We start from the raw sequence: 15,575 nt of genomic DNA, 5'->3' as shown, positions 1-15,575 counted from the left end.
CGCCGCGGCGGGAGCGCCGCGCGTCGCCCCCGCGGGCCGGCGCGATCGCCCCCCGCGGGACGGGGCGCTATCCGCCCGCCGCGCCGAGGCTCGGATGGAGGAGCGGCCGGTAGCCGGCGGCGAGCGCCGCCACCACCGGCGCCGGGGTGAGCACCGTGACGAGGCCGTCCTCGCGCGGGGCCGGCAGCGCGGCGCCATAGCCGGCGGGCGCGTAAGGGTGGAGCCGGCCGGCCGTGAGGAGCAGCGGCGGCCCCTCCGGCGCGCGCCGCAGGAACACGCCGTCGGGGAGATCGGCGAGCCGCGCTTCGTGCGTCCTCTGCATCCGGCGCCGCGGCACGACGCGGGCGGCGTGCAGCACGCGGTCGAGCGCGGCGGCATTGTCCGGTCGCAGCCCCGTGCCTTCGCGGAAGGCCGCGGTGAAGCGGCGATAGTCGTCGCGCCGGCATTCGGCGCAGGGCCGGTGGCCGGCGGCGAAGGCCACCGCCTCGTCGAGGAAGAACAGTTCGGTGTAGCGGCCCGGCGCCATCACCGGGCGCCGCCGGTCCTTGAAGGCGAGCCGGCAGGCGACCCAGTTCGTGTGACGCCAGAGCGCGGCGCCGAGCCGCCGCGTGTCGTCGTGCAGGATGCCGCGATTGCCCATCAGGAGGCCGCGGGCGGGATCGGCGATGAGAACGCCATCGGGCGTCACCCGGTTCTGCAGCGGCATCGTCTTCTCCCCCTTTTCCCGCCCAAACCCTACCGAATCCACCCGCCGCCGCCACCCGTTTCCGCCGTGTCGACCGGGCCGGGGGACGGCTCGACGGCGATCGGGACTTCATCCCCCGCTCGATCCACGCCCCTGTGCGAGGGGCGACGCCTGATAGCCCGGCGATCACCGCATCGAGGCTGTTTCGATCCACGCCCCTGTGTGAGGGGCGACCAATCGCAGGCATTCGCCGCGGCCGACCAGGCCGGGTTTCGATCCACGCCCCTGTGTGAGGGGCGACCAACAGCGTTCGACATGGTCAGGCCGCCTTCTGGTTTCGATCCACGCCCCTCGATCGCCGCCAGCGTCGTGAGGGGCGACAGGAGCATTTCGACCCGGTGCCCGTGGCAGAGCTGTTTCGATCCACGCCCCTGTGTGAGGGGCGACGGTTCGGGACGCTTCAGGAGGTCGCGCCGACCGTGTTTCGATCCACGCCCCTGTGTGAGGGGCGACACCGCGTGGGCGGGCAAGCGCCCGCGCGGCTACCAGTTTCGATCCACGCCCCTGTGTGAGGGGCGACAAAGGTGCCGGCCCGCGCCACGGGCCGGCTCGCGTTTCGATCCACGCCCCTGTGTGAGGGGCGACGCCCTCCTGCGAGTCACCGACCTCTTCCGCCGTGTTTCGATCCACGCCCCTGTGTGAGGGGCGACCACGGTCAGCCGCGCGATTCCCGGCGCGGACGAGTTTCGATCCACGCCCCTGTGTGAGGGGCGACGGCCGCGTCCGCGGCCCACACGACAGGGCGCCCGCGGTTTCGATCCACGCCCCTGTGTGAGGGGCGACCCATCGCGCATCTGCCGCCGCACCGCGTCTATGTCGTTTCGATCCACGCCCCTGTGTGAGGGGCGACCGCGCCATCATGCGGAGATTGGCCTGATCCGGGAAGTTTCGATCCACGCCCCTGTGTGAGGGGCGACCGCTGTCGCCGCAGCGCGCGAGATTGTGCTGTGTGTTTCGATCCACGCCCCTGTGTGAGGGGCGACGGCCATCCACGAGGCCACGCCAGGCTCGGCCGTCGTTTCGATCCACGCCCCTGTGTGAGGGGCGACACGCCGGCCGCTTCCTCCCGCGAACGCCCGGAACGGTTTCGATCCACGCCCCTGTGTGAGGGGCGACGCGAGCGCAATGCCATCCCGCTCCCGCGCGGCATGTTTCGATCCACGCCCCTGTGTGAGGGGCGACATCGGATGTCGTCCACGCCCAATGCGACGCCGCGGTTTCGATCCACGCCCCTGTGTGAGGGGCGACGCTTTCCAGCTTTCGTAGGCAGCGCCGTCATACCGTTTCGATCCACGCCCCTGTGTGAGGGGCGACTAGTGCACTCGTAGTGCACGTAGCGTGCTCACGAGTTTCGATCCACGCCCCTGTGTGAGGGGCGACACCTGCTCGCCGATACCGCGGATACCGCGCCATGGTTTCGATCCACGCCCCTGTGTGAGGGGCGACCCCGAGGACCAGCGCAAGGTGCTCGCCGACGCCGCGTTTCGATCCACGCCCCTGTGTGAGGGGCGACCCGTATCCGAGGGCCGCACCCGCGTCGCGTAGAGGTTTCGATCCACGCCCCTGTGTGAGGGGCGACCACGTTCTTCCAGCAGAAACGCCTTTTCGACCTCAGTTTCGATCCACGCCCCTGTGTGAGGGGCGACCAATGGCATTACGTCGGTATGGTGTCTGGCTGCACGTTTCGATCCACGCCCCTGTGTGAGGGGCGACGGCGGCGGCAATCAGGCTGTACTTGTCGGCGATCGTTTCGATCCACGCCCCTGTGTGAGGGGCGACGCGCTGTGATCGGCGGCGTTATTATGCCTGCCGTGTTTCGATCCACGCCCCTGTGTGAGGGGCGACCAGCCGTTCTTCGACTCCGGCGGCAGCACCTTGGTGTTTCGATCCACGCCCCTGTGTGAGGGGCGACGGGAAGGCCGCGTTGCGCTGGTGCTTGTCGATGTTTCGATCCACGCCCCTGTGTGAGGGGCGACCGATGCGGCCGACGTCAACTCGTCCGGCGAATTGTTTCGATCCACGCCCCTGTGTGAGGGGCGACCTTCTCTCGGGCGCGGTTGATCGAATCCTTTACGGTTTCGATCCACGCCCCTGTGTGAGGGGCGACTCGACCGTCTATGCGACCTGGATCTTGAGCTGCCAGTTTCGATCCACGCCCCTGTGTGAGGGGCGACGCAGCAACAGACATGGCAAATCGCCTTCGCAAGAGTTTCGATCCACGCCCCTGTGTGAGGGGCGACTCCCCCAATAAGAGGTCCCCCCACACCCCCCTAAGTTTCGATCCACGCCCCTGTGTGAGGGGCGACAGCCATCGCCATTCCGCGTTGCTCTTATAGGGGCAGTTTCGATCCACGCCCCTGTGTGAGGGGCGACCTTGCCCGCCTCGGCCATGCTGCCCTGATGTATAGTTTCGATCCACGCCCCTGTGTGAGGGGCGACCCGGCAGCGATCACCTCGGCCTCGGCCTGCATCGCGTTTCGATCCACGCCCCTGTGTGAGGGGCGACCATAGTGGATCAGCCAGCGGCACCCCGGATCGAGGTTTCGATCCACGCCCCTGTGTGAGGGGCGACTTGACGCCGGCGCGGGAAGGGCGACAAATCCGGTGTTTCGATCCACGCCCCTGTGTGAGGGGCGACATCAGCGGCGACGATCGCGGCGCGCCACCGGCGCAGTTTCGATCCACGCCCCTGTGTGAGGGGCGACCCGACCGCGTCGGCCTGGTCCTTGTTCTTCACCGTGTTTCGATCCACGCCCCTGTGTGAGGGGCGACAGGTGGTCACGCGCCTGCGCATGCGGGAAGTCGAGTTTCGATCCACGCCCCTGTGTGAGGGGCGACCGATATCGCTCTGACCCGAGGCGGGACGCGGGAGTTTCGATCCACGCCCCTGTGTGAGGGGCGACGTCGGCCTCGGTCTGCGACACGATCGGCCGGGCGAGGTTTCGATCCACGCCCCTGTGTGAGGGGCGACCACGTGTCGACCGGCGCCAGTTCGGTCCGGACCCTGTTTCGATCCACGCCCCTGTGTGAGGGGCGACCTCCGGTCAGCGCGCCACGCGACACGCCGAAATGGTTTCGATCCACGCCCCTGTGTGAGGGGCGACAGGGGCCGCCCCTCTTCTCGCCGGGCGGTGGATCGTTTCGATCCACGCCCCTGTGTGAGGGGCGACCGCGGTCCTGCGAGGCGTCTTCCTGGCCACGATGTTTCGATCCACGCCCCTGTGTGAGGGGCGACGATATGGCTGATCCTGGCCGGCCGTGGGTTCGGGTTTCGATCCACGCCCCTGTGTGAGGGGCGACGGCAGGGCATCCGCATCTATCAGGAGATGGCGCAGTTTCGATCCACGCCCCTGTGTGAGGGGCGACGACCACCCGCCGCGGCGGATGCGGCCGCGCTTGGTTTCGATCCACGCCCCTGTGTGAGGGGCGACTCCTCGCTCCGCAGTTCGGAGGGCGGCACGTCAGTGTTTCGATCCACGCCCCTGTGTGAGGGGCGACAGCCCTCCGCCTCCGGTGCAGAGGCTGATGAGATGTTTCGATCCACGCCCCTGTGTGAGGGGCGACCGAGGGGCGTTCTCGTCCGCGAGAGCAATCCCCCGTTTCGATCCACGCCCCTGTGTGAGGGGCGACCCGGCATCCGCCGCGGCGAAGATCATCCTTGGATCGTTTCGATCCACGCCCCTGTGTGAGGGGCGACCCTTTGGGAGCACTTGGGTGGCAGGTCGGCAATGTTTCGATCCACGCCCCTGTGTGAGGGGCGACTTCGGCTGATGTCGGGGTGCGACCTGGAGGCGATCGTTTCGATCCACGCCCCTGTGTGAGGGGCGACATGAGCAGGTCGCTTCCTTTGTAGCGGGCGACCTGTTTCGATCCACGCCCCTGTGTGAGGGGCGACCCCTTCTTCGTAACATGCTGCCCGGGAAAGAGAAATCGCACGGGATGCGCGAACCCGGCCGGCCGGCGCCCGCGGGCGGGGCGGGCGGCGCCCGACGGCGAGAGAGGGCGAGGCGCGGCAAGGGGTTGGAGGCCGCGCGAACCGCTCGGGCGGATCGTGTGCGCTCGTGGTTCGCGCCGCCCCTTGCGGTTCGCACGTTCAGAAGACGAGCGGGCCGTCGAGATCGAGCGTCGGCTCGGCGCCGATGTGCTCGACGCGGCGCCTGCCCTCCGCGCCGAGCCGGTAGAAGCGCAGACTGTCGGCCGCCGCGTCGATCTCGGCGATCAGCCGGGCGCGCAGCGCCGCCCATTGCGCCGGATCGACCTCGCATTCGAACACGGAATTCTGCACCCGCTGGCCGTAATCGAGGCAGGCGCGCGCGACGCGGCGCAGACGCCGGCGGCCGGCGGCGGTCTCGGTGCGGACGTCATAGGCGACGAGCATCAGCATGCGTCATTTCCACACGAAGCCCGGATAGCCGTCGAGATCGCCGCGCAGATGGCGGGCGAGGAGCTGCGCCTGCGCATGGGCGACGAGCCCGAGCGGCATCGGTTCGCCGAGAAAGGGATGGGTGAGCTCGTCGCGCTTGCGCTCCTGCCAGGCGACGAGAACGCGCTTGCGGGCGTCGTCGGTCAGCCGCACGCCGCCGGCCTCTTCGAGAATGAAATCGTCCGCGGCCAACTGGCGGCGGTTGACGAGGCTGAGCGCCAGCCGGTCGGCGAGGACGGGGCGGAGCTCTTCCATCAGGTCGAGCGCGAGGCCGGCGCGGCCGGGCCGGTCGGCGTGCAGGAAGCCGACCTGCGGGTCGAGGCCGTGCGCCTCGAGCGCCGAGCGGCAGTCATGGCCGAGCATCGCGTAGAAGAAGGAGAGCAGCGCGTTCACCCGGTCGAGCGGCGGCCGGCGGGAGCGGCCGCCAAAGGCGAAGGCGGGATCGTCGCTGCGCAGCAAATGGCCGAACACGCCGAAATAGACCTGCGCCGCCTCGCCCTCGATGCCCCGCAGCAGCGCCACAGCGGGCGCGGCGAGGCTGCGGCGGGCGACATCGGTCAGCCGGCGCTCGGCCGTCTCGAGCGCCTGCCGGGCCTCCTCCGCCAGGCCGTCGCCGTGATCGCGCAGCGCGCGGCGGATCACCGTGCGCTGGTTCGCCACCTTGGCGGCGACGATGCCGCGCACGATCGGCACCGCGCGCCCGGCGTCGTCGGCGGCGCGGAACTGCGCCCGGCGCAACACGACATTGCCGCTGCGCGGGCCTTCGACGCGAGCGAGAAACCGCCCGTTCGGATCGAGATGCGAGATGGTGATGCCCGCCTCGGCGCAGGCGGCGAGAAGGGCCGGCGAGGCCCCGGGCCGGCCGAAGCTGACGACCCCCTCGAGCATGTGGAGCGGCACGCGGCCGCGTTCCGTCCCGTCGACCTCGACCACGAGATTGGCGCCGTCCTTGCGCAGCCAGGCGTCCTCGCCCGTCACATAGATCGTGTTGAGCATGCGCCGCATCGGGGTCACGCTCCGATCTGCGCGGCGAGCCAGCGCGCCACGGCGGGTGGCCTTTCGAGCCGTGCGGGCCGACAGAGCGCTTCGAGCGAGCATCGCCGGCAGCCCGGCCCGTAGACCGGCGGCGGCGTTGCGGCGGCGGCGATCAGGGCGCGGGTGGCGACGGCCACCTCGGCCGTCAGCGCGCGCAGCGCCGCGTCGAAGGGCACGCCGAGCCGGCGGCGGGTCTCGCCGTAGAACAGCGCGCCCTCGGGGACCGCGACGCCGAACGCCTCCTCGAGGCAGATCGCCTGAGCGCAGAGCTGCACCTCGTCGGCGCGGTGGGCCTTCGGCTTGCCGCGCTTGTATTCGACCGGAAAGGGCGTGCCCGGCGCCGGGCCGTGGAACTCGACGACATCGGCCTTGCCGGCGACGCCGAGCGCCACCGAGCGCAGCGCGAGGCCGCGCGCGATGCGCAGGCGCGGCCGCGTCTCCGGCCGGCCCGCATCCGCCTTCTCGTGCAGCAGCCGCCCTTCCATCGTCGCCGCATCCTCGGCCCAGAGCTGCTCGACATGGATGAGCGCGCATTGCCGCGGACAGAAGAGATAATGCTGCAGCGCCGAGAGCGGGACCAGCGCCTCCTCCGTCGCCGCATCGATCGGGGAGGCGGGCATGGGTCAGGTCATCGTCTCGGCCGGCCGGGTCGTCGGATCAAAGGTCGCGAGCGGCGTCTCACCCGGATTGTAACGTGGTATGCGATTGTAACCGATCGTTGGGTCGTTTGAGCGCAGTTCGCGTATGAACCGGTTCTCTACCGCAATGCACTCGGTCCGCGACGCAGACACGGCCTCCCGGAGAGTATCCCTCGTAACGGTGAACGATCGTCTTTGTTCCGTTGTAAAATCGCGAGCGATGAGCTGATCATTCGCGCTTCCGAAATAGTTTATACTATCCGTCAGGTCCATTCCGACGTATATTTTTCCGTTAGGATAGGTTATCTTGTAGACGATCGGCATGCCCTACCTCTCGACCACCTCGATGCCCTCGGGCAGGCCGTCGCGGTCGACGGTGATCGCGTAATCGGCGAAGCTCCGCGGCGGCGGGGCGTTGTCGAGGCGCTCGTCGCCGGGGCGGTGGCGCTCGCCGCGGAAGAGCCGCCAGGTCTCGACACGGTCGAACAGCTCGTTCGCCTTGGCGTTGCCGAGCGCGCAGGCGTGGCGGAAGATGACGAGCTTGCGCGTCGCCATCTCGCCGCGCGCCGCCGAGCGGTCGTGCTCGAACATGTTGGCGAGCGCCTCGAAGAGCAGATCGAGATCGGCCTGCGAGAAGCCGGTGCCCTTCGTCGGATGGGAGGCGAGCGGGGCGGAGACGAAGCCGTGCGCGCGGTAGAGGCCATAGGGCACGATGTGCTTGCGGCCCATGGTGCGGCCGCCCTTCGCGTCGGCGTCGGCCTCGGTCGTCGCGGCGAGGCGGGTGATCGAGATTTCGAGCGGCAGGATCGGGTCGATCGAGCGGGCGAAGCCGATCTGCACCGGGCCGCGCACCTGGCCGGCATTGACGCCCGTCGTCATCACCGCGCCGAAGCTGCGGATGTCCCAGAAATTGGCGCACATCCAGGCGGTCAGCGCGCGCGCCTTCGCCTCGTCCTTCGGCAGCTTCTTGAACTCGTCGGTCTTCGAGACGTCGGGCAGCACGGCCGCCCAGGCGCGCTTGTGCTCGAGATTGAGCGTCGCGCCGTCGCGCATATAGATCTCGTGGCCCGGCGTGTCGGGCCGGGCGAGGGCGACATAGTTGCGGATCTTGCGCTTCAGCGCGACGTCGGAGACGAGGCCCTTGTTGGTCTCGGGATCGAGGCGGGGCATGTTGCCGGCGTCGGGGTCGCCGTTCGGATTGCCGTTCGCCACGTCGAAATAGAGCACGAATTCGTGCCGCTGCGCGAGGCCGTTCCCTTCAGGCGTCATGGTCGTCGTCCTCTGCATCGGTCGTCGCGAGCTCCGCCTCGGCCTCGCGGCCGACGAACTGGCCCTTGCGCTGGTGGTAATAGCCGAGCACGAAGCGGCCCTGCTTTTCGAGCGACAGCGCGCGCGGCAGGTGGTCGTCGAGCCGGTCGGTGATCTCCTCGATCTCGCGTTCGAGCCAGGCGCCCTTGCGCTCCTTGCGCAGCTTGCCGAGATGGTTCTGCACGCCCCGCATCAGGAGCGGGAACACCGTCGCCGGGGTCGCCGAGGCGGCGCCGAAATAGCGGTCGCGGATGGTGGCGTTGACCTTGCCGAGCGCCATGCGCTGCGCCGTTTCGAAGGCGGCGAACAGGCGGCCGAGCTGATAGGCGGGGTCGGCATTCTCCCTGTGGAGACTCACGGGCGGCTTCTCCTTGGCGTCTTGCGGGCTTTGCGGTTCATCGTGCTCATTTCGCTCTTTGCGGGGCCGCCGCGCGTCGCGGGCGAGCACCGCCTTGATCGCGGCGGCGTGCCAGCCGGTCGCGGCGTCGTCGCCGGCCCGCAGCCGCATGATCGCCGCGGCGAGCAGGGCGCGCGGATAGCGCGTGCCGGCGAGCACGGCGCGGGCGACCTCGCCGGCGAGGAGCGGCGGGATGTTCTCGTATTTCTCCTGCATCGCCGTCGTCTTGACGAGCAGCCGGCCGATCGAGGGCGGCCGCTCGCCCCAGGGGCTCGGCTCGATCGCCAGATCGCGGTGATGCGCGGCGAGCCGTTCGACGAAGGCGCCGAACGTATCCGTCAGCCAGAAGCGCACCGACAGCCGCGCCGCATTGGGCGCGAGGCCGAGCACGTGGAAGCGGGTGTCCGGGTCGAGCCGGGCGTCGAGCGAGGCGAGGCCGCGGCCTTGCGCAACGGCGGCGAGCTGGTCGCGGATCTTCTTCGCCTCCTCGGCCTCGTCGGGCGGCTCCACGACGGCGGCGAAGAACAGCTCGGCCGCCCGCGCCGACGCCTCGTCGGTCGCGGCCGATGTATCCGCCCAGAACACCACCGTCGCGTCGCCGATGCCGTGCGCGAGCCGGTTGCGGCTCGCCCGCTCCAGCAGGCCGTTGAGGGCGGCGCCATAGCGGAAGGCGGCGGCCTCGGAGGTCGGCGCGTTGTCGCCCTGCGTCTTGCCATAGGAGGTGAAGGCCTCGAGATTGAACGAGACGAGCGCGGCTCCGGAAGATTGCGCGCCGTTGACGCCCTTGACCGAAGGATGAAGACGGGCCACCGGCAGCCGACGCCCCGACACCAGACAGAAGGCGGTAACCGTCGCGGCCGTCTCCGCCCTCAACTCGTCGCACAGGGCGATCGCGGCCGGCCGCTGGTGAATGAGCTGTCGGTCCGTGCCCTCCAGCTGAAAGGCCACGTTGTAGGCCATCATCTTCTCGCTGAAGCGCGGGGCGACGAACTGGTCGGGGGTCCACTGTTCGAGGAACCGGTTCAGGGCGACGAGCGCCGGGTCTGTTCGGCCGGTCAAGACGCGACGATGCAGCGCCTTGAAGGCCTCGTGGTCGCGCTGGGTCTTGCCCGGGTCCTTGGTGCTGACACCGAGGGCATAGGCGGTGTTGTCCCAGAAGAGGAAGGGCGTAGAGCCCTGGCCCTGCCGGCTGAACCATTTCGGGACGCGCATCGGCAGGCCGCGCTTGCCCTTCTCGTCGAGGCGCTCGAACACGTCGACGATGCTGCCGTCGAGGCCGAGGACGATGACCACGCCGACCGGCTCCACGGACCAGCCCGGCGGCGTGACGTCGCCCCGCGCCGCCATCCGGTGGTAATAGCGGTCGAGCGCCTCGAGGACCGTCACGACACCGTGCCTCCGGCGAGGCAGGCCCTGACGTCGAGCACGCCGTCGGTCAGCCGGGCGTGGAAGAAGCGCGAGGTCGCGCCGTCGGCGAAGTCGATGTCGTGGAGCATCCAGCCGAGATCGCGATTGCGTTGGTCCTGCGGCAGTTCGCTCGCCGGCAGCGCCGCGCCGGGCGCGAGGAGCGCGAAATCGGCGATGCATTCGCGCGTGCCGAGCGAGGGCCGGTGGAAGCACTGGCCGGCCGCGGCGCGGCGGTTGAACATGGCGAGATGCTTGGCCTCGTTGTCCTCCGGACCGGCCCGCCCGGTCATCTCGAAATGCGCCTCGATCACATAGGCGACATCGGTGAGGAAAAGCGTCGCGCGCTGCTGCCGGTTGTCCTCGGCGACGAGGCCGAGCCCGGCCGTCGTGCCGGCGCGCATCGCCTTCGCGGCGTTCGCCGTACTCGCCCGCGCGCCGACCTCGTTGCGCCGGAAGGACTGGAACCGGATCGGCTTCAGGACATGGATGCGGTCGATCACCCAGCGGATCGCCGGCTTCCAGTGGATCGCCTCGACGATGCCGCGCGCCGCGGAAGGGGTCATCACGTCGTAGGAGACGCGCTCCACCTTCATTTCAGGCCGAGTGAAACAGGCCCGTTCGCCCCAGACGTGCAGACGCACCCCATACGTCATCGCGACTCGCCTCCCCGACGAACAACTTAAGGGAGAGGGTTCGGGTTGGACAAGTGCGAGGGGGCATCGGTCACGGGAAAACGTTGTCCGCCGCCCCGCGATAGGTCGGCGCTTCGACGTCGAGCCCGGTCTCCTGCCGGTAGAGCGCGTCGTCGCGGAAGCGCAGCAGCGCGTCGCCGAGCGCGGCGTGGACGGGGACGAGCACGTGGCGCGCCAGCCATTCGTCGCGCGCCCGCCTCGGGACCGGCACGACATAGGACTGCAGCCGCCGCAGATCGGCGGTGCGCGGCCGTTCCATGCCGGCGATGCGTGCGATCAGCGTTTCGGCGTCGCGGTCGTCCGGGCTGGCGCGCCAGGGCACGACGACCGGCTCGTTGCCTTCCTCGTCGATCATGCGGAAGGCTTCGGCGACCGAGCGGAAGGGCGGCTCGGCGCCGCTCTCGGCGATCGCGGCGAGGATGCCCGGATAATCGCCGACCTTCGCCGTATCGAATGCGCTGGGCATGCCGGATATCTGCCAGTAGAGCTCGGTGAAATAGGCCTTCACCGCATCGTGGCCGAGCGGATCGGCATGGCTGCGGAAGGCGGGCTGCGCCGCCTGCCAGCGCCGCCTGGTCTCCTGCTGCAGAGAACCCTCGGCCGGCTCGAACACCACGACGCGGCCGAGCCGCGGCCGGTCCTCGGCATCGCGCAGCTCCCCCTCGCGGTTCGCCCGGCCGGCGGCTTGCGCGATCGAATCGATCCCGGCCGCGGCGCGCCAGACCTCGGGAAAGGAGATGTCGACTCCCGCCTCGATGAGCGAGGTGGCGACGAGGCGCACCGGCGCGCCGGCCTCCAGCCTCTTGCGGAGCTCGGCGAGCACGATCCGGCGGTGGCGGGCGCACATCAGCGTGGAGAGGTGGACGGCGCCGGGCAGCGCGCGGATCGCCTCGAAGAGGGTGCGGGCGTGCCGGCGCGTGTCGACGATCGCGAGCATCTGCGCCTGTTCGGCGAAGCGGTCGGCGATCTCCGCATCGCTCGTCGGCCCCGCCCGCCGCTCGACCGTCACGCGCCGCAGCGCCGCGTAGAGCCGCGGCGGATCGGGCGCCAGCTCGCGCTCCTCCGGCAGGTCGAGGCCGAGCGGCCGGCCCGCTCCGTCGCGCAGCGCGTCGTCGATGCGGCGGAGCGCCGGCTGCGTCGCCGTGCAGAGCACGACGCTGGTACGATAGCTCGAGGCGAGCTGCTCGAGCGCCGCGAGGCTCGGCATCAGGAGCGGCAGCGGCAGGGTCTGCACCTCGTCGAGCACGACGACGCTCTGGGCGATGTTGTGGAGCTTGCGGCAGCGCGACGTGCGGTTCGCGAAGAGGCTCTCGAAGAACTGCACCGCCGTGGTGACGACGATCGGCACGTCCCAGTTCTCCGCCGCCCGCTGCAGCTTGGCGAGGCCGTCGCGCCCTTCGTCATCGGCGGGGCGGGTCCTGCCGGCTTCTTCCCAGTCGAAGCTCGCATGGTGTTCGAGGATGTCGTCCTTCGTGCCGAGCGCCTCGCGGAACACCTGTGCCGTCTGCTCGATGATCGAGGTATAGGGAATGACGTAGACGATGCGGCGGAGCCCGTGGCGGACGGCGTGTTGCAGCGCGAAGGAGAGCGAGGCGAGCGTCTTGCCGCCGCCGGTCGGCACGGTGAGGCTGAAGAGCCCCGGTTCGAGCGCCGCCTTCGCGACGGCGTGATCGAGAATGGCGGCGCGGTGCGCATTGACCGGCGTCTCCGGCGCGGTGGACCGCTTCGCCGCCATGAAGGCGGCGAGCCGGTCGGCGAGCAGGGCGAGATCGGCATGGCCGCCGCGCTCGACCGCCTCGCCGGCGTGCGCGGCGTAGAAGCGCTCGGTGGCGATGAAGTCGGCATCGACGAGCGCGGAGAACAGCATGCGGATGAGGAAGCTCTCCGCGAAGCGCTTCGGACCCTCTTTCCGCCGCAGCCGCGGGATGAGGGTGGCCGGCTCCGGCAAGGGGCCGATATGGGCCGCCCAGTCCGCCGGGACCCGCCCGGCCGAGGCAGCCATCCGCCGGGTGAGGTCGCCGCCATCGGCGAGGCCGGCATGATGCCCGGCGATGATCGCGGCGAGAACGCCGCCGAGCACGGCGCCATAGCGGTCGAGCGCGAGCCGCGCCCCGGCGGAGGAATGATCGCCGCCAGAGATGCGGAGCCCCGCGATATAGTCCTGGAACTCCGGCGAGACCTTGCCGAGATCGTGCAGGCGCCCGGCGAGGCGCAGGATCTCCGAACATCCGAACGGCGCGCCGAACGATGCGGCGAGGTCGCCCACGGCCTCGCCATGCGCGCGCAGCGTCTCCCAATGCTCGACCGGGCGGCCGGGCAGCGAATGGGCGTAAACGATCGTCATGGGCGCGGCCCCACGGCGGGGGTTCGCGGGACGCCGGCCCGGATCGTCCGTGCCGGTGCGGCTCCGGCGCGCCCCTCCCCGCGCCGACGCCGATTCTCGATGGGAGGAAGTGTAAGGGATCCGGGAGACGGCCGGAAGTTGTCCGATGCGCACTCTCCGGTTCGAAGGCATTCGGGCCGCGCGGCGCGGCCGGAGCGGGAGGGTGGTGCCGGCCGGTCCGCTTGTCGCCGCGGGTTCGGCCGGCGGGAAGCGATCGCGGGCCTATTGCATGCGCAGCACGATGCGGCCGTCGATCTTGCCCTCCTCCATCCGTGCGAAGATGGCGTTGATGTTCTCGAGCGTGTCCCACGAGAAGTGCGGCGCGACGGCGCCGTCGGCGGCGAAGGCGAGCGCCTCCTCGAGATCCTGGCGGGTGCCGACGATCGAGCCGCGCACGGTGATCCGCTTCAGCACCGTGTCGAAGATCGGCAGCGCCATCATGCCCGGCGGCAGGCCGACCAGTGCCATCGTGCCGTGCGAGCGCAGCATGCCGAAGGCCTGCTCGAAGGCCTTGGGCGACACGGCGGTGACGAGCGCGCCATGGGCGCCGCCGATCGTCTTCTGCAGCTCGGCGACGACGTCGGTCTCGCGTGCGTCGAGGGCGATCTCGGCGCCGAGCGAGCGGGCGAGGGCGAGCTTGTCGGCGTGGACGTCGACCGCGGCGACATGCATGCCCATCGCCTTCGCATACTGCACGGCCATGTGGCCGAGCCCGCCGACGCCGGAGACGACCACCCATTCGCCGGGCTTCACCTCGGTTTCCTTGAGGCCCTTATAGACCGTCACGCCGGCGCAGAGCACCGGGGCCGCCGGACCCCATTCGAGCGAATCCGGCAGGTGGCCGACATAATTCGGGTCGGCGAGGGCATATTCGGCGAAGGAGCCGTCGACCGAATAGCCGCTGTTCTTCTGGTCGGCGCAGAGCGTCTCCCAACCGGTGCGGCAGTGCGGGCAGTAGCCGCAGGCGGTGTGCAGCCAGGGGATGCCGACGCGGTCGCCTTCCTTGACGCGGCGGACCTCGCGCCCGGCGGCGACCACCGTGCCGACACCCTCATGACCGGGGACGAAGGGCGGATTGGGCTTCACCGGCCAGTCGCCGCGCGCGGCGTGGAGATCGGTGTGGCAGACGCCGGTGGCGGCGATGCGCACCAGGATCTGGTTCGGGCCTGGCTCGGGCACCGGGCGCTCTTCGATGACGAGCGGCTTGTCGAATGCGCGGACGACCGCGGCCTTCATCATGTTGGTCATGGCGGCTCCTGGGCGTGTCCCTCGTGGATGGGGAACTCTCGCCGATCGGGTCCGCCGCGGCCTTGCGGCAGATCAAGACGCCGGCGTTCAGGCCGAAAGCGCAGCCGGCTCGGCGGGACGCGCCGTAATGTCGAGCCGCTTGCCGGAGCCGTTCTCGAAGACGTGCAGCGTCTCGGCGGGAAGAACGAGGCCGACCGCCTCGCCGGGCCGCACCGTGACCGCACCCGCGGTCGCCACGGCGAAGGGCTGCCCGGCGAGTTCGAGGTGAACGACGCGGCCGGCACCGAGTTCCTCGACGACGTCGACGGTGGCGCGGATCGAGCCCGGTGCCCCCGGCGCGACGATCGTCACCGCCTCGGGGCGGATGCCGACGGTGAGCAGCGTTCCCGCGGCGAGCGGCAGGCCGGCGGGGAGCGCGAGCCGGCGCGGCTCGTCGTAGAGGAACTCGCCATTGGCGGCGATCCGGCCGTCCATCAGGTTCATCGGCGGCGCGCCGACGAAGGAGGCGACGAAGCGGCTGATCGGCTTCGCATAGAGCTCGGCCGGAGAGCCGGCCTGCTCGATGCGGCCCTCGTTCATCACGACGAGAAGATCGGCGAGGGTCATCGCCTCGACCTGGTCGTGCGTGACGAAGATCGAGGTGGCGCCGAGCCGCTGGTGCAGGCGGCGGATCTCGGCCCGCATCTGCACGCGCAGCCGCGCGTCGAGATTGGAGAGCGGCTCGTCGAAGAGGAAGACCGAGGGCTCGCGGATCATCGCCCGCCCCATCGCGACGCGCTGCCGCTGGCCGCCGGAGAGCGCCGCCGGCTTGCGATCGAGGAAGGGCGCGAGGCCGAGGCTTTCCGCCACCTTCTCGACCCGGGCGCGGCGCTCCGCCTGCGAGAGGCCGGCGACCTTCAGCGCATAGCCGATGTTCTCGGCGACCGTCATGTGCGGATAGAGGGCGTAGTTCTGGAACACCATGGCGCAGCCGCGGCGCCGCGGCTCGAGCCGGTTGACGATGCGCCCGCCGATCGCGACTTCGCCCGCGGTGATCTCCTCGAGCCCGGCGATCATGCGCAGGAGCGTGGACTTGCCGCAGCCGGACGGGCCGAGAATGACGACGAAGGTGCCGGCGGGGATATCGAGATCGACGCCGTGCACCACGGCGTTCTTGCCATAGCTCTTCTTGACGGCGCGGAGCGTGACGGAGGCCATGATGCCCTCACTTCTCGGTGGCGATGAGGCCGCGGACGAACGCGTGCTGCACGAGGATCACGAGCACCGGCGGCGGGGTTGATGCGCTCGGCATGGTCGAGA

General features: G+C 70.2%; 10 protein-coding genes and 1 CRISPR repeat array. All 10 genes read right to left on the bottom strand.

Annotated features, from left to right (window positions below):
- Positions 1-67 precede the first annotated feature (67 nt).
- The 10 genes from GGQ63_RS12975 to GGQ63_RS12930 all read right to left on the bottom strand — a co-directional run bounded on the left by GGQ63_RS12975 (position 68) and on the right by GGQ63_RS12930 (position 15,473).
- A complete protein-coding gene (locus GGQ63_RS12975; protein ID WP_183856496.1) occupies positions 68-706 on the bottom strand; it encodes a hypothetical protein in 639 nt (212 codons plus the stop codon).
- A gap of 393 nt (positions 707-1,099) precedes the next feature.
- A CRISPR array of direct repeats spans positions 1,100-4,640; the repeat unit is 32 nt; unit sequence GTTTCGATCCACGCCCCTGTGTGAGGGGCGAC.
- 198 nt (positions 4,641-4,838) lie between these two features.
- Positions 4,839-5,129 carry a CRISPR-associated endonuclease Cas2 gene (gene cas2, locus GGQ63_RS12970; protein WP_183856494.1) on the bottom strand — a complete coding sequence of 97 codons (291 nt, stop codon included), beginning with the start codon at positions 5,127-5,129 and terminating at the stop codon, positions 4,839-4,841.
- Positions 5,130-5,132: 3 nt separating this feature from the next.
- Complete coding sequence (cas1c, locus tag GGQ63_RS12965; protein ID WP_183856492.1) at positions 5,133-6,173, bottom strand: type I-C CRISPR-associated endonuclease Cas1c; 1,041 nt, start codon at positions 6,171-6,173, stop codon at positions 5,133-5,135.
- A 5-nt stretch (positions 6,174-6,178) separates the two neighbouring features.
- Positions 6,179-6,823, bottom strand: a complete 645-nt coding sequence (cas4, locus tag GGQ63_RS12960) for a CRISPR-associated protein Cas4 (protein WP_183856489.1) — start codon at positions 6,821-6,823, stop codon at positions 6,179-6,181.
- A 345-nt stretch (positions 6,824-7,168) separates the two neighbouring features.
- Positions 7,169-8,110 (bottom strand): type I-C CRISPR-associated protein Cas7/Csd2, encoded by a 942-nt coding sequence (gene cas7c / locus GGQ63_RS12955; RefSeq protein ID WP_183856488.1) that lies wholly within the window; start codon positions 8,108-8,110, stop codon positions 7,169-7,171.
- A complete protein-coding gene (cas8c, locus tag GGQ63_RS12950; RefSeq protein WP_183856486.1) occupies positions 8,100-9,932 on the bottom strand; it encodes a type I-C CRISPR-associated protein Cas8c/Csd1 in 1,833 nt (610 codons plus the stop codon). The genes cas7c and cas8c overlap by 11 nt, the downstream gene beginning before the upstream one ends.
- Complete coding sequence (cas5c, locus tag GGQ63_RS12945) at positions 9,929-10,606, bottom strand: type I-C CRISPR-associated protein Cas5c (protein ID WP_183856484.1); 678 nt, start codon at positions 10,604-10,606, stop codon at positions 9,929-9,931. Before cas5c ends, cas8c begins: the two co-directional genes overlap by 4 nt.
- A gap of 70 nt (positions 10,607-10,676) precedes the next feature.
- Entirely contained in the window at positions 10,677-12,989 is a 2,313-nt protein-coding gene (locus GGQ63_RS12940) for a CRISPR-associated endonuclease Cas3'' (protein WP_183856482.1), read from the bottom strand.
- Between the two features lie 261 nt (positions 12,990-13,250).
- The gene (adhP, locus tag GGQ63_RS12935) at positions 13,251-14,276 is read right to left on the bottom strand and encodes an alcohol dehydrogenase AdhP (protein ID WP_183856480.1); all 1,026 of its coding nucleotides are present in this window, start codon (positions 14,274-14,276) and stop codon (positions 13,251-13,253) included.
- 87 nt (positions 14,277-14,363) lie between these two features.
- Complete coding sequence (locus GGQ63_RS12930; protein WP_183856478.1) at positions 14,364-15,473, bottom strand: ABC transporter ATP-binding protein; 1,110 nt, start codon at positions 15,471-15,473, stop codon at positions 14,364-14,366.
- Between the last annotated feature and the right edge of the window lie 102 nt (positions 15,474-15,575).

Origin of the sequence: Prosthecomicrobium pneumaticum (genome assembly GCF_014199915.1) — a bacterium.
Taxonomy (GTDB): domain Bacteria; phylum Pseudomonadota; class Alphaproteobacteria; order Rhizobiales; family Kaistiaceae; genus Prosthecomicrobium; species Prosthecomicrobium pneumaticum.
This window is presented reverse-complemented; position numbering and strand designations above follow the sequence as displayed.